The organism is Pseudomonas entomophila (genome assembly GCF_029193575.1).
Taxonomy (GTDB): domain Bacteria; phylum Pseudomonadota; class Gammaproteobacteria; order Pseudomonadales; family Pseudomonadaceae; genus Aquipseudomonas; species Aquipseudomonas entomophila_G.
Map to the genome: position 1 here is coordinate 1 of NZ_JARGCS010000044.1, position 15,828 is coordinate 15,828.

Below are 15,828 nucleotides of genomic sequence, written 5' to 3' on the forward strand. Positions count from 1 at the left end.
GTGCGCACGGCGAAGTTCGACCTGACGCTGGAGCTGGGGGAACTCGAGGGACGCCTCGTCGGGGTGTTGGAGTACGCCACGGCGTTGTTCGACGAAAGCACGATGCGGCGGCACATGGGCTACCTGGAGCGGATGCTGGAGGCGATGGCGGCCGAGGGCGAGCGAGAGGTCGGCCGAGTCGCGTTGTTGGATGAGGCGGAGCGTGCGCAGGTACTGCAAGCCTGGAACGCGACGGAGGTGGCGCACACGGGCGAATCGAGCGTGAGCGCGATGTTCGAAGCGCAGGTGGCACGCACGCCGGATGCGCTGGCGGTGGAGGCGGGCGAGGTTCGGCTGAGCTATCGCGAGCTGAATGAACAGGCCAACCAACTGGCGCACCGCTTGATCGAGCTGGGCGTCGGCGCGGATGACCGTGTGGCGCTGTGCGTGGAGCGTGGCGCGGGGATGGTGGTGGGCCTGCTCGGGATCCTGAAGTCGGGCGCGGGGTATGTGCCACTGGACCCGGCCTATCCGTCGGAGCGACTGGCGTGGATGCTGGAGGACAGCACGCCGTCGGCGCTGGTGGTGAGCGAGGCCACGCGTGGCGTGGTCGAGGATGCGGGAGTACAGGTCGTCGACCTGGACGATGCGGCATGGCGTTCGCAGCCGGTGCATGATCCGCGTGTGACTGTACAGCCGCATCACCTGGCCTACGTGATCTACACCTCGGGCTCGACCGGCCGCCCCAAGGGCGTGATGATCGAGCACCGACAGACCGTGAATTTCCTGAACTGGGCACATCGCTCCTTCGACAAGGCGACGCTGGCACGAACCCTGTTCTCGACCTCGCTGAGCTTCGACCTGGCGGTCTACGAATGCTTCGCGCCGCTGACGTCGGGTGGCAGCGTCGTGGTCGTCAACAACGTCCTCGACCTGCGTGCCGGTAGTCTCGGCGTGAGCCTGGTCAACACCGTGCCGTCGGCACTCAAAGCGCTGCTCGACGAGGGCCGTGCGCTGGACGAGGTCGGCACGGTCAATGTCGCCGGCGAGGCGCTCAGGCGCGAACTGGTCGAACAGGTGTTCGCACAGACCCCGATCCGGCGCATCAACAACCTGTATGGCCCCTCCGAAACCACGACGTATTCGAGCTGGGTATCGATGGACCGCGAGAGCGGGTTCCTGCCGCATATCGGTCGTCCGATCGACAACACGCAGTTCTACCTGCTGGATGCGCATGGCGAGCCCGTTCCAATGGGCGTGGCAGGTGAGATCTACATCGGCGGCGCTGGGGTAGCGCGTGGCTACCTGAACCGTGAAGACCTGACGGCGGAGCGTTTCCTGACGGATCCGTTCCGCGCGGGCGGACGGATGTACCGCACGGGGGACCTGGGGCGTTGGCTGCCGGGAGGGGAGATCGAATACCTGGGCCGTAACGATCACCAGGTGAAGGTGCGTGGTTTCCGCATCGAGCTTGGCGAGATCGAGGCGCGGTTGGCGCAGGTGGAGGGTGTTCGGGAGGCAGTGGTGCTGGCGCGTATGGATACACCGGGCGAGCCGCGTCTGGTGGCTTATCTCACGGGCGAGTCAATTCCCGAGACCGGCGCGTTGCGCGACATCCTGCAGGCCAATTTGCCGGAATACATGCTGCCAGTGGCCTATGTTCGGCTGGATGCGCTGCCGCTGACGCCGAACGGCAAGCTCGACCGCGGCGCGTTGCCGGCGCCCGGCGCCGATGCATTCGACGCGCACGCGTATGAGGCCCCGGTGGGGCCGCTCGAAACGACGCTGGCGGGCATCTGGTCGCAGCTACTGGGTGTTGAACGCGTCGGTCGCGACGACGACTTCTTCCATCTGGGCGGCCAGTCGCTGAAGGTGGTGCAGTTGATCTCCCAGGTACGTCGCCAGCTTGGCGTCGAGGTCGAACTTGGCAAGCTGTTTGCTCGTCCGCGCCTCGCGGCGATGGCGCAAACCGTCTCGGAGGCCGCGAGCAGCCAGTTGCCTGCGATTGCGGCGGTCAGTCGCGACGACCTGGCGCCCTTGTCGTTCGCGCAGCAGCGCCTGTGGTTCCTCGCGCAGATGGAAGGCGGTTCCGCCGCGTACCACATCTGCGCAGGCTTGCGCTTGCGTGGGGAACTCGACGTCGTCGCGTTGCACGAAGCGCTGGACCGGATCGTGGCGCGTCACGAGGCATTGCGCACCCGCTTCGTCATGCATGACGGCGAAGCGTGGCAGTGCATCGCGCCGTCGGATGCGGGCTTCTCCCTCGCGCATCAGGATCTGAGCGACGACCCCGATCGCGAATCGCGTATTGCCGGGATGGCCGGCGAGGAAGCGAGCGCCGCCTTTGACCTGACGCACGGGCCGCTGATCCGCGGCCGGCTGATTCGCCTGTCCGGCCAGGATCACGTGTTGCTCGTCACGATGCATCACATCATTTCGGACGGTTGGTCGCTTGGCATCCTGACGCGCGAACTGGCCGCGTTCTACGCCGCTTGCCGCCGCAGCGAGCCGGACTCGCTGCCGCCTCTGCCGATCCAGTACGCCGACTACGCGCTCTGGCAGCGCCGCTGGCTCGACGCGCAGGTGATGCAGCAACAAGGTGCATGGTGGGAATCCACTCTGGCCGGCGCTCCCGGCTTGCTGAGCCTGCCCACCGACCGACCGCGTCCAGCGCGCCAGGACTATCGCGGCGCTTCGCTCGAGGTGTGCTTCGACGAGGCCTTGACCGCCGGACTGAAAGACCTGGCCAGGCGCCACGGCGCGACGCTGTTCATGGTCGTGCAGGCGGGATGGGCTGCCGTGCTCGGCAGGCTCGCGGGGCAGGATGACGTGGTGGTCGGCGTGCCGGTGGCGAATCGCACACGCAGCGAGACGGAAGGCCTGATCGGCTTCTTCGTGAACACGCTGGCCTTGCGCGTGGACCTGTCGGGCGCCCCGTCGGTCGCCGAGCTACTGGGGCGGGTCAGGCACGCCAGCCTGGCGGCGCAGATGCATCAGGACCTGCCGTTCGAGCAGGTTGTCGAGCGTGTCAATCCGGTTCGCAGCCTGGCCCATAGTCCGCTGTTCCAGGCCTCGCTGACCTGGCAGAACACCGATCCGCTGGCGCTGTCGCTCGGTGACGCGCAGCTCGAGGGCATCGCCGCGCCCCGCGATATCGCCAAGTTCGATGTCGCGCTGGAGCTGGCCGAGATGGACGGGCGCATTGTCGGGAGCTTCGACTATGCCACGGCCTTGTTCGACCCTTCTACGATGCAACGCCACCTCGGCTACCTCGAGCGCATGCTGCGCGCCATGGTCCAGGACGACGGCATCGAAGTCGCGCGTATCGCACTGCTCGACGAGAGGGAGCGTCAGCAGCTGCTGTACAACTGGAATGCGACCGGTTCGACACACTACCGCGGTGAGACGATCGCGGCGCTGTTCGAGGCTCAGGCGGCGAAGTCGCCGGATGCGGTTGCCCTGGTGCACGGCGATGGCAGCTGGACCTATCGCGAACTCGACCGGCGCGCCAACCGGCTCGCTCGCCACCTGCAGGCGCTCGGGGTGGGTATCGAAGACCGCGTGGCCCTGTGCGCCGGGCGCGGTCTGTCGATGGTGACGGGCCTGCTGGGCATTCTCAAGGCCGGCGCTGCCTATGTGCCGATCGATGCAGCCCATCCGCCCGAGCGGATGGCCTACATCCTCGCGGATAGCGAGCCCAAGGTCGTGCTGGTGGAGGCGGCTACGCGCGATTTGATCGCGGCGGGCCACGTCGTCATCGACCTGGATCAGCAGGAATGGACCGCGTACGCGGACGATGCGCCGCAGGTGCCAGGCCTCGGCCCGGACCACCTCGCCTATGTGATCTATACCTCGGGTTCGACCGGTCGGCCGAAGGGCGTGGAAGCGACCATCGGTGGGCTCGGCAACCGCCTGCAGTGGTTTATCCGCGACGTGCTGGACGCCGCGCCGGTGACCGCGCTCAAGACCAGTATCGGCTTTGTCGACTCGGTGACCGAGACGCTCGGCGCGCTGCTGGCGGGCGGTCGCCTGGTCACGTTCGACGACGCAACCGTCAGAGACGTGGCGCGGTTCGGCCGGCAGGTGGCGGCCAGCGGCGTCGACCATCTGGTGGTCGTGCCCTCGCTGCTCAAGCACCTGGTGGCGAGCGACATGCATGGGCTCGAGGCGCTCGCGACGCTGGTGTGCAGCGGCGAACGGCTCGCGCCGGAACTTGCCGAGCGGTTCGCCGCGCGATACCCGCGTACGCGCCTGCTCAATTTCTATGGGTCGTCCGAAGTGAACGGGGAAGCCAGCTTCTTCGACTATCGCGACGCGACGCCGGTCTGCGCGCACTCGATCATCGGCCGGCCCATCGCGAACATGCGGGTGTATGTGCTGGACGCGCACGGCGAGCCGGTGCCGACCGGTACGCCGGGAGAGATCCACGTTGCCGGTGCCAGCGTCGCGCGGGGTTATCTGAACCTCACCGAACTGAGCGCCAGCAGCTTCACCGTCGATCCGTTCCACCGCGATGCCCGGCAACGTATGTATCGCACCGGCGACATCGGCTGCTGGCTCGCCAACGGGAATCTCGCCTACCTCGGGCGCAATGACAACCAGATCAAGCTGCGCGGCTTCCGCGTCGAACCAGGCGAAATCGAGGCCAGCCTGAGCGCATGCGAGGGCGTGCGAGAGGCGATCGTGATGGCGCGCCCCGACGCGACCGGAGAACCGCGCCTGATCGCATGGTATACCGGCACGGCAGTAGCCCCCGGCGTCTTGCGGGAGCGGCTGCATGCGAGGTTGCAGGCCTACATGCTGCCCTCGGCGTTTGTTCATCTCGCGGCGCTGCCGCTGACGTCCAACGGCAAGCTGGACCGGCGTGCGCTGCCCGAGCCGACGGTCGATGCGCAGGTGCGCACGGCCTACCACGCGCCACAGGGCGAGACCGAGACGCAACTGGCGGGGATCTGGGGCGAGGTGCTCGGCGTCGAGCGGGTGGGTCGGCATGACGATTTCTTCCTGCTGGGCGGCCATTCATTGCAGGCGGTTCATTTGACGGCACGGCTGGGCAAGGCCGGCTTCGGCCTGACCCTGGCGGACGTGTTTCAGCACACCACGGTTGCCGAGATGGCTCAGGCGATCGCTCGGCCGCCCGCGCACGAGGCGTTGGTCTCAGTGCGCACCGGCGGCTCCGCGCGCCCGCTGTTCCTCGTGCACGAACTCGCCGGGCTCGACGCCTATGCCGCGTCACTGGCGGCGCATATCGACGAGACGGTGCCCGTCTATGCGCTGGCCGCCGTGCCGGTGGGCATGGCGCAACTGCGGACCATCGAGGAGATGGCCGCGCGCCTGAAGGATGCGATGCGCACGGTGCAGGCCGAGGGCCCGTATCGAATCGCCGGCTGGTCGTTCGGTGGCGTGCTCGCTTACGAGATCGCCCTGCAACTGGTGGGCGAGGACCAGCCGGTCGAATTCGTCGGCCTGCTGGACAGCCGGCACCCGCGGCTCGTCAGCGCGGGCAAGCAGGCATGGGAAGCGAGCGCGCAGCCGCAGCGTGCGCAGTTGCTGGAATGGTGCGCGCAGACGGCGGACCCGGCCTGGCTCGCCGAGGATATGGATTTTGATGCGGTGCTCCAGGCTTGCCGCCGTCAGGGCCTGCTGCCGCAGGAGATGCTCGAAGCCCGTGACGACGAGATCCGTGAGTTCATCGACCGCATCGTGGCGCATGGCTATGCGCAGGCCCACTACGCGGTCGCGCCCTTACCGGTGCCGTTGCACCTGTTCGTGGCGGGGGACGAGTGGCGGGCCGGCGAGACGCAGCAGGAGCGCGCCTGGCTTGGCTGGGACAGCGTGCTGCCCGAGTCGCAACTGACCCGGGTTGTGCTGCCCGGCGATCATCGTTCGATGGTATTGGCTCATCCGGCCCAACTCGGCCAGGCCTTGAGTGATGCGCTGCGGGTCGTGTCGGAGCAGCCACCGCGGCGACTTGCCGAGCGGGAACCCACGCTGCTGCTGACGATCGGCGCGGCGACAGAGGAGGGTGAGCGTGTGGTGTGCGTTCCCGGGGCCGGCGACAGCGTGGTCCGCTTCCTGCCGTTTGCCAGGGCGCTGGATGGCGAATGCCTGGTGCAGGGGCTCCAGCCGCGCGGTGTCGACGGCAAGCTCACGCCGCATATGTGTGTCGAGGCAGCGGCGGCAAGCCATCTCAGCGCGCTGGCGCGCGATTCGGCCGGCGGCCCCCTCCATCTGGTCGGTCATTCGTTTGGCGGTTGGATCGCCTTCGAGATGGCGGCCCGTCTCCAAGCGGCGGGCCGGCCCGTCGAGTCGCTGATGCTGCTCGACAGCCAGGGGCCGGGTATCGCCGATGCCGGCATTCTCGGGGCTGGCTATACGGCCGACGAGGCGTTGCTGCAGTTCGTCGATGCGATGGAGATTGCGTCGGGCCAGTCCCTCGGTCTCGACGCCGGCATGCTGGCCCGGATGGACGGTGTCCAGGCCCTGGAGGCACTGCAGGCGGCCATGGTGCGCGCCAAGCTGTTGCCGGCTCGCACCACGGTCGACGCGCTCAGTGGCCCGGTCCGCACCTTCGCGGCCGCGCTGCGCACCAGGTACCGACCGGTTCATCGCTTCGATGGTCCTGCCTGCCTGGTGCTCGCCTTCGATCCGCGGCTGTCGCGGGCCGACAACGAGCGGGATCACCAACGGACCGCCGCCGCCTGGCGGCTCAGGGTGCCGAACCTGACCGTCAGCGTGGTGGATGCCGATCACTTCAGCCTGCTCAAGTCGCCGCATGTGGAGCGGATCGCTGCCGCGTGGATGGAATCGTCCGCGCGCTTCGAGCCGTCGTCGACGTGATGCCTAGGCTTTGGAAATTAATCTCGATGCGGAGTCAATTCAATGAATCGCTACAGTGAAAATCAGCATGCGCAAGCCGGGTTCTTCCCGCGCCGTGGCCACCTGGCGGCAAGCCGACCGATTGCGAGGCGGGCTGTGATCGGCCGCCACGCCGGGAGGCAGCCATGCGCATGATCAGGCTGCTGCTGGAGCAGTCCGGCCTGTCGGGTGTATTGGTCCTGCTGCTTGCGCAGGCGGTCGCCGGGCTGGCCAGCGCGGGGGTGCTGATGATCCTCACGCGGGTGGCCGGCGAGGCTGCGGACGTGCCGCATTGGCGATCCCTGGCCTGGGTGCTTGCCGGCCTCGCACTGCTGGTGGTGGCCCAGTGCACCACGTCCCGCTTGACCATCGACCGGGTCGAGCGGTCGGTTCACGTCATCCGCATGCGCTTGATGAACAAGTCTGGATCCGCCAGCCTGCGCTCGTTCGAGCGTGTTAGGCAGGGCGGTTCGTTCGCCACGCTGGAGAAACTGCTGAAGACGATTTCGGGGGCGACGGTGGCGATCATCGCGGCAGGACAATCGGCGATCGTCCTGATCTGCACGATGGTCTATCTCGCCTATCTGTCGCCGACGGCCCTGGTGCTGTGCATGGTCGTGATGGGGCTGAGCCTGCTGCTGCATTTCGCGCGGATGCGGCCGATCACCCGCAGCGCGGGGCAGGCACTGGCGGCCGAGAGCGTGCTGACGGGGCTGGCGGCGCATCTGCTCGGCGGCTTCAAGGAGCTGAAGCTGAACCGGCAGCGGCAGCGTGATTTCTTCGACGAGCTCGATGACGCCTCCAGCAACAGCATGCGGCTCAACCGCGTTGCGTACGTGATGGCGAGCGACCATCTGGTGGTAATCCAGCTGATCCTCTATGCGTTCATCGGCGTCGTCGTCTTCGGCATGCCGGCCCTGGCTGCCGTCGATCCCGTGCTGCTGGTGAAGATCGTTGCGGTGATCCTCTTCCTGTCCGGCGCGCTCAATCATTTCGTCAGCATCCTGCCGCTCTACGCGATGGCCGATGCCGCGGTGGCGCAGGTCGAGTGCCTGGAGCGGGAACTGGACGAGGCGACGGTGCCGGAGCGGGTCGCGCACACCGCCGAACCGGACGTGATGTCAGTGATCGAGCTCGACGATGTCAGGTTTTCCTACGGTGTCGCCGATGGCGGCGGTTTTGGCGTGGGGCCGCTGAACCTGACGCTGCGGCAAGGCGAGATCGTGTTCGTGACGGGCGGTAACGGTTCCGGCAAGTCCACGTTCCTGAAGCTGCTGACCGGCCTGCAATTGGCCGATCAGGGCACGCTGCGCTTGAACGGCGCGGTGATCGAGCCTGAGCATGTGGCGGCCTATCGCAACCTGTTCAGCGCGGTGTTCTGGGATTTCTACCTGTTTCCCACGCTGTACGGCCTGGCGTCGCCAGGCGCGGGCGTCGTGGAGGCGCACCTTGCACGATTGTCGCTCGACGGCAAGACGCATTTCGACGGCCGCTCGTTCTCGACCACCGACCTGTCCACCGGGCAGCGCAAACGGCTCGCCCATCTGGTGGCCTTGCTGGAGGACCGGCAGATCTATGTCTTCGACGAGTGGGCCGCGGACCAGGACCCGACGTTCCGCCGCTGGTTCTATCGGACCGAGCTGCCGCGCCTGAAGGCGATGGGGAAAACCGTCATCGCGGTGACGCATGACGAACAGTACTTCGCGTGCGCCGACCGATGGCTGCATTTTGAGGAGGGGCGCTGCACCGAGGTGCATCCGGTGGCCGTCGCCGCGGCGGGAGCGCCGCCGGCATGGCACGCATTGCACGACCACGAAAACTGACGGACGGGCATGCCGTCCGATGCAACGTAATGATTCACCCGTCACGTCGATCCTATCCGGTCCAGGCGCCCAAACGCGCGCTCCCGAGCGCGCGATGTGGAGCGCGCGGCCGGCCGGATCGTCGACATCACCACACAGGACACGATCATGTCAGATTTGGTTTATTTGAAGCCCGAAGTAAAGATGGAGCCGCTGGTGTGCCGCTGGTATGCCTGGTCGCATCTGATTTCACCCGTGCAGCTGGCGCTGCATCTCCATTATCGGATCCTGCCGCTGATGCAGAACTTCGTCGACAATCCGATGGTGCATATCTCGGCCAATCGCGATCCCAGCATGTACGGCGGGCCGTTCGTCAGTCTCGACGAGGCCGATATCGAGGGCGTCGCCCGGTTGATCGCCGACACCAAGGCCGGATGCGCGCACCTGATTCAGCTCGCCGAGGACGTGCGCGCGCTGGACACCGATTTGCAAAAGGCCGCCCAGGGTTATTCGCTGCACGAGTTCTACGATCGATTGCCTGAATCGCTGCAAGGCGTGGTCGAGTTCATGTACGACGTCCATCATCGCCCGAGCTTCCGATTCTTCGAGCCGATGCTCTACGAATCCGGTATTGCCGACCATACGCAGGAAGTGATGCTGCAACAGGCTGCCGAGGGCGACCGGCATTTCTTCATGAGCACGCCGCGTATCGAGACGCCCGCGAGTCAGTTCTTCCGAATGAAGTTTTCGGACGCGCGGCTCGACATGCTGGCGCGGATGCGCAGCCATCCCGCCTCGCTGGCGGAAGTCGCGCGCCAGTTCGAGGTGGAAGAGCAGCGCATGGCCGATTTCCGCCAGTTCTTTACCGCTGAGGCGCCGCGCGAGCGGACAGGACAGCAGTACGACGGCGATGGCGTCCGGATGCGCTTCTTCGGACACGCCTGCGTGCTGTTCCAGACTCGCGATGTATCGATTCTGTTCGATCCCTTCGTCAGCATCGAGGAGGGTGACGGGCAGCGGCTCACGTTCAATGACCTGCCCGATTCGATCGACTACGTGGTCATCTCGCATGGGCACCAGGATCATTTCAACCCGGAGATGCTGATTCAGCTTCGGCATCGAGCCAAGTGTTTCATCGTCCCTGCGACCAACAGCGGGAACATCGCCGATCCTTCGCTGAAGCTGACCTTGAAGGCCTTGGGCATTCACAATGTCATCGTCGTGGATTGCTACGACGAGGTGGAGGTGCCGGGCGGCACCATCACGAGCCTGCCGTTCACCGGCGAGCATGCGGATTTGCCCATCTATGGCAAGCAGAGCGTGCTGATGAACCTGTTGGGCCGAAAATTCGTGTTCCTGGTGGATTCCGATGGCCGCGATGCCGTGATGTATCGCCGAATGGCTGCCAAGGTCGGCGCGATCGACGCCTTGTTCATCGGAATGGAGTGCGTCGGCGCACCGCTCAACTGGCTCTACGAGCCCTTGCTCGCCAAGCCGGTGAACCGACGCAACAACGAATCCCGACGTCTGTCGGGCGCCGACAGCGAGCGTGCCTCGAACATTCTCGCGGAGCTCGTCGCGTCGCGCGTGTTCGTCTACGCGATGGGCCAGGAGCCGTGGATGAAATGCATCATGGGTCTGCAGTACACGCCGGACAGCACACAGCTGACCGAAGCCGACAAGTTCATCGAGCATTGCGAAAGCCAGGGCATCCCTGCCGAACGGCTTTACCTGCGTCGCGAAGTGACATTCGAGGGCGAAGTCGGATGCGATGTCATGTCACCGGATGCGCTTGTGGTGTCTTGAAACTGGCACGCCAGTCGTTAGCACGCGGCCGGCAGGTAAGGGGTTCATGAAAGGCTTCATGGCAAGGCGCGCCTGATGGTCTTGTCTGCGTTTTGCTGCGCAGCTGCCAACTCAAAGCGCCCCTGGCGCGAAGCTAAGTTGACTGAACCCACCTGGCCGATAGGTACTTTCATCGCCATGTTTTCCCGACCTGCTCTAGCGCGCCCGCGCTAGAGCAGGTGATTGGCGGCAAGGAAAGCTTGCATGGCACTTTAAAATGCTATGTTATAACACTAACATTTCTCGTGTTCCGCTGACGTGAGTGCCTACCGTGATGGACAGACGCCGCTTCCTCCACTTGCTGTTCGCAGGCTGTGCCTTGCCGCTCGGCAGCCTCGCGCAGGCCCGCACCGGGCAATGGGTGCGCGCGGCCAGCCTGCAGCGGGGGGCCGACGGCAGCACCTTGTTGCTGGACCTGAGCGGCCCGGTCGCGGCCCGCACCTTCACCTTGGAAGCACCGCCACGGCTGGTCATCGACCTGCCGGGCACTGGCCTTGCGACCCGCTTCGAGCACCTGGCCCTGCAAGGCTCGCCAGTGCGGGCCATCCGTAGCGCGGCAACGGCCAACGGCGATTTGCGCATCGTCCTCGACCTGTCGGAACCGGCACTCGCCAGCGATTTCAAGACCACCCTCAAGAACCGGCAACTGGCCATCCGCCTGGGCAACCCTCCGCTCGCCAAGGCCGTTGGCACGCCCCGCGCGCCGCAGGGGCGCGACTTGCTGATCGTGATCGATGCCGGTCATGGCGGGAAGGACCCAGGGGCGGTGGGCAGCGCGGGCGAACAGGAAAAGCTCGTGGCCCTGGCCATCGCTCGCGCCCTGGCCCGGCGCATCGATGCGCAAAAGGGGTTCAAGGCCCGCTTGGTACGCAACCAGGACGTGTTCATCCCGCTGCGCAAGCGCGCCGAGATGGCCCAACGGCTGAACGCCGACCTGTTCATCTCGGTGCACGCCGACGCCGCACCCCGTCGAACCGCCTCTGGCGCGTCGGTGTTCGCCTTGTCCGAACATGGCGCCACCTCGACCGTGGCACGCTGGATGGCGCAGCGCGAGAACGCCGCGGACTTCGTCGGGGTGTCGGCCGTGGTCAAGCAAGCGCCCAAGGACCCAGTGGTGGCCGGGGTGCTGCTGGACATGTCGATGAACGCCACGCTGTCCACCAGCCTCGACCTCGGGCACGCGGTGCTCGGGCAACTGGAGGGCGTGGCCGGGCTGCACCAGGCCCGGGTCGAGCAGGCAGGTTTTGCCGTGCTCAAGTCGCCCACGGTGCCGTCGATCCTGGTGGAGACCGGCTTCATGTCCAATGCGCGCGACTGCCAGCGACTGCAGGATCCGCGTCACCAGCGCAAAGTGGCCGATGCCATCTTCGCCGGCCTCGCCAGCCACTTCCGCCAGCGCGCGCCTCAGGGCAGCTACCTGGCGACACTGGCTGGCGCCTAGCGTGCGACGCTACCCCTTTGGCTGCGGGCTTGCCCCGCGATTGCGCGGGTGTTGATCAGCGCTCGATCGAGCGGCTCCAGCGCGCGTTCCACGCCGGGCGTTGCAGGTTCACCTGGTCCCAGTCCACGGCGATCGCCGTCTGCTGGTACTGCTCCATCGCCACCACCTGGCCACGGGTACGTTCGGTGGTCGGGGTGTTGGGGTTGGACGGGATCTGGTCACCTTCCTCCAGCGCTGGCGCCTGGGCCTGCGGGGTCAGCAGGTAGGCGGCGAGTTTCTGCGCGAGCTCCGGCTGGTCGTTGTTGGCCACCACGCACTCGGCGAAGTTCAGCACCACCGCGCCTTCCTTGGGTTGCGCGTACTCCACCGGAATGCCCCGGGCCTTGAGCGCGGTGACTTGGGTCGGGGTCAGCGGGAACAGCGCCGCTTCGTCGGTTTGCACCATCTCGGAGATCTTCGCGGAGCTGGCGATGTACTCCAGCACGTTGGGCCCGACCGTCTTCGGCCAGGCCTTGAAGCCCGGCTCGACGTTGCCTTCGTCACCGCCCTGCAAGCGGTTGAACATCAAGAAGCCATGCAGGCCGAAGGTCGAGGAGGCCAGCGACTGGAACACCAGCTTGTCCTTGAAGCGCGCATCGCTCAGGTCGGCCCACGAGGTCGGTGGCGCCCAACCCTTTTCCTTGAACAACCGCGCGTTGTAGGCCAGCCCCGTGACGCCCAGGCTCACCGCCACGCCTTCCTCCTTGATGCGCGCCTTTTCCGGGATCTGCGACAGCGCCTCGCTCGGTTGCAGCTTGGCGCACAGGCCCATGGAGATGGCCCGGTACATGATGCCGTCGTCGAGCAGCACCACGTGCATCTGTGGCTTGTCCTTGTTGGCCTGGACCTTGGCCAGGTTGTCCGCCGAGGTGCCGGGGACGATCACCACCTTGACGTTGTTGGCCTGCTCGAAGGCTGGCAGCACCTTGTCGGCGTAGGTGCGTTCCATGGTGCCGCCGTTCATGCCCAGGTACAGGGTCGGGGTGGCGGCGCGTGCTGCCGGGCTGCCGAGCAGCACGGCCAGCGACAGGCAGGACAAGCCGGTGCAGACGATACGTTTGACGTTCTTCATGAAAGCGACCTTCCTCTACGGGTTGCATGCCCGATCACGGGCAATCTGGAAACGACGGATGGAAAAAGCCTCGATCGGCTGGCGGCTGGCGCCGTCGCAGACCAGCTCGGCCAGCGCCTCGCCGACCGCCGGGCCGATCTGGAAACCGGCACCGGCAAAGCCGAAGCCGTGCACCAGCCCTGGCTGCGTGCTGCTGGGGCCGATCACCGGTTCGTGGTCGGGCAGGTAGCCCTCGGTGCCGCTCCAGGTACGAATGGCCTGGGCGCCGGCGAGAAACGGGTAGAGCGCCACGGCGTTGCGCAGGATCGCCAGCACCGCCGCCTGTCCGGGGCGCGCGTGGCGGTCGTCGAGGGCAAAGCCGCGACCGCCGCCGAGCACGCAGTTGCCACGGGCCACCTGGCGCGCGTAGATGCCGCCGCCCTCGACCCCGGTGCTGGCGTCCATCACCCAGGGCAGCGGCTCGGTGACCAGCATCGCTGGGTGGCCCGATTCCATCGGCACCGCTTCGCCGAACTGCGCGGCAAGATCCGCCGCCCAGGCCCCGGCGCAGTTGAACAGCCATGGCGCGCGCAGGCGCAGGCCGCTGTCGGTGTGCAGGACGAAGCGCTGGCCATCGTGCTCGACGCGGCTGTCGCCCGCTTGTTCGATCACCCGCGCGCCCTGCTGGCGGGCGGCGCGGGCGAAGGCCGGCGACACCAGGCGCGGGTTGGCGTGGCCATCGTCGGCGCAGTACGAGGCGCCCACGGCCACTTCGCCGACCCAGGGGTGGCGCGCGCGCAGGCTGGCGCGGTCGAGCAGTTGCAGGTCCAGGCCGTGGTCGCGGCTGGCGGCCTCGTAGCGTTGCAGGGCTTCGAAGTCGGCGGCGCTGCGGGCCAGCTTCAGGTGCCCCGAGCGCACGTATTCGCCGTCGATGCCGATCAGCGCGCTGAGGTTGCCCCAGATTTCATGGGCCCGCTGCGACAGTGGCAGTTGCGGCAGGCTGCGGCCCTGGCGGCGCACGCCGCCATAGTTGACGCCACTGGACTGGGCGCCGCAGAAGCCGCGTTCGAGCAGCGTCACCGAGCGCCCGCGACGGGCCAGGGCGAGGGCCGCCGAGGCGCCGACGATGCCGCCGCCCATGACGATGACTTCGGATTCGATCCACAGGTTCATGGCGCAGGCTCCACACCGAACGGCAAGGGTTTGATCGGCGCCTGGGCGCGCAGGCGGCCGACCTCCGGCAGCGCTCGACCGCTGCACTGGGCGACCAGCTCCGCCGCCGCCGCACCGCACATGCGCCCCTGGCAACGGCCCATGCCGACCCGGCAATGGGCCTTGACCCGGTTCAGCTCCCAGTGGCCTTCGCGCACCACGGCCCGTAGCTCGCCGGCGCGCACTTCCTCGCAGCGGCACACCAGCAGGTCGTCCGGCGCCTGTTCGGCCCAGCCTTCGGGAAAGGGGAACGCGCTTTCCAGGCCTTCGCGGAAACGTTCGATGCGCGTCAGGCGCTTTTCCAGGGCGCGGCAGCGTTGGCTGTCGACCGGCTGGCCGATGTCCTGCAGCAGCGCCAGGGCCGCGCGTTCGCCGGCCATCTCGGCAGCGTCGGCGCCCATGATCCCGGCGCCGTCGCCAGCGAGGTACACATTGGCGACGCTGCTGCGCCCGGCCTCGTCGCGGCGCGGCAACCAGGCGCGGTTGAGCGGGTTCCAGGCGAATTCGCAGCCGAGCAGGTCGGCCAGCTGGGTTTCGCTGCGCAGGGCGTGGGCGAAGGCCAGCGCATCGCATTCGCTTTCGTGGCGCTGCTCGCCCTGGCGCCACACGGCGCGTTGCACCTGTCGCTCGCCGTCGATGCGTTCCAGGGTCGCGTGTTGGTGCACGGGGATGCCGTGGGCCAGCAGCCAAGCGCGGTAATAGACGCCCTTGGCCAGTGTGACGGGTTGCTCCAGCAGGTCGGGCAGGGCACGGGCCTGGGCGCTGAACGGCGCGCTGTCGAGCACGCCGAGCACCGTGGCGCCGGCCTTGGCGTACTGGTAGGCGACCAGGTACAGCAGCGGGCCGCTGCCGCAAAACAGCACGCGCTGGCCGATCGCGCAGCCCTGGTGCTTGAGGGCGATCTGCGCTGCGCCCAGGGTATAGACCCCGGGCAAGGTCCAACCGGGCACCGGCAATACCCGGTCGGTGGCACCGGTGGCGACGATCAGCCGTTCGTAAGGCAGGTGCTCGATGCGCCCCTCGGCGAGGGTGTCGAGGCAGCCGTGTTCGGCGTTCCACACCAGGGTGCCGGGGCGGTAGTCGATGTGCCCGGCGAGCGCGTCCAGGGCCTTGTGCACGGCGTTCGCCTTATTGGCCTCGAAGCCATAAAGCTGGCGCGGCGGGCGGCTGAAGTTGCTCGGCTGGCGGCGGTAGATCTGCCCGCCGCCCTGGCTGGCTTCGTCGAGCAACAGCGGGCGCAGGCCATGGGCGGCGAGGGTCTGGGCGGCGCGGATGCCTGCGGGGCCGGCCCCGACGATGACCACCGGGCTCATGGCCGCCGCCCCGGTTCGCGCAGCACTTGCTGGCCGGCTTCCAGGGGCGTGGCGCAGGCGCGCACGCGGCGCCCGTCGCCCAGGCGCACCCAGCAGTCCTGGCAGGCACCCATCAGGCAGAAGCCGGCGCGCGGCTCGGCACCGAAATCGCTGCCGCGCAGGTGCTGGCCGCAGGTCAGAACGGCCGTCAGCAAGGTGTCGCCGAGCAGGCCGCTGGCCGGCTCGCCGTCGAGGGTGAAGTCCAGCACCGGGCGTTGCCGCTCGGCCAGGCGTTTGAACAGGGCCATG

The 15,828-nt window shown here is 67.3% G+C and carries 8 protein-coding genes; 4 read left to right on the forward strand and 4 right to left on the reverse strand.

Annotation, left to right across the window (positions count from 1 at the left end; all coding sequences use genetic code 11):
* The 4 genes from P0Y43_RS20155 to P0Y43_RS20170 all read left to right on the forward strand — a co-directional run bounded on the left by P0Y43_RS20155 (nucleotide 1) and on the right by P0Y43_RS20170 (nucleotide 11,925).
* Nucleotides 1-6,819 carry a non-ribosomal peptide synthetase gene (locus tag P0Y43_RS20155; protein ID WP_275639029.1) on the forward strand — a complete coding sequence of 2,273 codons (6,819 nt, stop codon included), beginning with the start codon at nucleotides 1-3 and terminating at the stop codon, nucleotides 6,817-6,819.
* A gap of 164 nt (nucleotides 6,820-6,983) precedes the next feature.
* Nucleotides 6,984-8,660, forward strand: a complete 1,677-nt coding sequence (locus tag P0Y43_RS20160) for a cyclic peptide export ABC transporter (protein ID WP_275639030.1) — start codon at nucleotides 6,984-6,986, stop codon at nucleotides 8,658-8,660.
* A gap of 96 nt (nucleotides 8,661-8,756) precedes the next feature.
* Entirely contained in the window at nucleotides 8,757-10,445 is a 1,689-nt protein-coding gene (locus P0Y43_RS20165; protein ID WP_275639031.1) for an MBL fold metallo-hydrolase, read from the forward strand.
* 313 nt (nucleotides 10,446-10,758) lie between these two features.
* Nucleotides 10,759-11,925 carry an N-acetylmuramoyl-L-alanine amidase gene (locus P0Y43_RS20170; RefSeq protein ID WP_275639032.1) on the forward strand — a complete coding sequence of 389 codons (1,167 nt, stop codon included), beginning with the start codon at nucleotides 10,759-10,761 and terminating at the stop codon, nucleotides 11,923-11,925.
* A gap of 55 nt (nucleotides 11,926-11,980) precedes the next feature.
* Here P0Y43_RS20170 and P0Y43_RS20175 read toward each other — a convergent pair whose 3' ends face one another.
* The 4 genes from P0Y43_RS20175 to P0Y43_RS20190 are packed head-to-tail and all read right to left on the reverse strand — an operon-like array spanning nucleotide 11,981 to nucleotide 15,827.
* On the reverse strand, nucleotides 11,981-13,036 hold the full coding sequence (locus P0Y43_RS20175; RefSeq protein ID WP_275639033.1) for an ABC transporter substrate-binding protein: 1,056 nt from the start codon (nucleotides 13,034-13,036) through the stop codon (nucleotides 11,981-11,983).
* Nucleotides 13,037-13,051: 15 nt separating this feature from the next.
* Nucleotides 13,052-14,188: an NAD(P)/FAD-dependent oxidoreductase gene (locus P0Y43_RS20180; RefSeq protein WP_275639034.1), complete on the reverse strand. Its 1,137-nt coding sequence runs from the start codon at nucleotides 14,186-14,188 to the stop codon at nucleotides 13,052-13,054.
* Nucleotides 14,185-15,540 carry an NAD(P)/FAD-dependent oxidoreductase gene (locus P0Y43_RS20185; RefSeq protein WP_275639035.1) on the reverse strand — a complete coding sequence of 452 codons (1,356 nt, stop codon included), beginning with the start codon at nucleotides 15,538-15,540 and terminating at the stop codon, nucleotides 14,185-14,187. Before P0Y43_RS20185 ends, P0Y43_RS20180 begins: the two co-directional genes overlap by 4 nt.
* Complete coding sequence (locus tag P0Y43_RS20190; RefSeq protein ID WP_275639036.1) at nucleotides 15,537-15,827, reverse strand: (2Fe-2S)-binding protein; 291 nt, start codon at nucleotides 15,825-15,827, stop codon at nucleotides 15,537-15,539. Before P0Y43_RS20190 ends, P0Y43_RS20185 begins: the two co-directional genes overlap by 4 nt.
* Nucleotide 15,828: the final 1 nt, after the last annotated feature.

Bases quoted from the DNA above. Each gene is read 5' to 3' on its own strand.
- P0Y43_RS20170 (WP_275639032.1), top strand. From the start codon at position 10,759: ATGGACAGACGCCGCTTCCTCCACTTGCTGTTCGCAGGCTGTGCCTTG.
- P0Y43_RS20175 (WP_275639033.1), bottom strand. From the start codon at position 13,036: ATGAAGAACGTCAAACGTATCGTCTGCACCGGCTTGTCCTGCCTGTCG.
- P0Y43_RS20190 (WP_275639036.1), bottom strand. From the start codon at position 15,827: ATGGCCCTGTTCAAACGCCTGGCCGAGCGGCAACGCCCGGTGCTGGAC.
- P0Y43_RS20185 (WP_275639035.1), bottom strand. From the start codon at position 15,540: ATGAGCCCGGTGGTCATCGTCGGGGCCGGCCCCGCAGGCATCCGCGCC.
- P0Y43_RS20180 (WP_275639034.1), bottom strand. From the start codon at position 14,188: ATGAACCTGTGGATCGAATCCGAAGTCATCGTCATGGGCGGCGGCATC.
- P0Y43_RS20160 (WP_275639030.1), top strand. From the start codon at position 6,984: ATGCGCATGATCAGGCTGCTGCTGGAGCAGTCCGGCCTGTCGGGTGTA.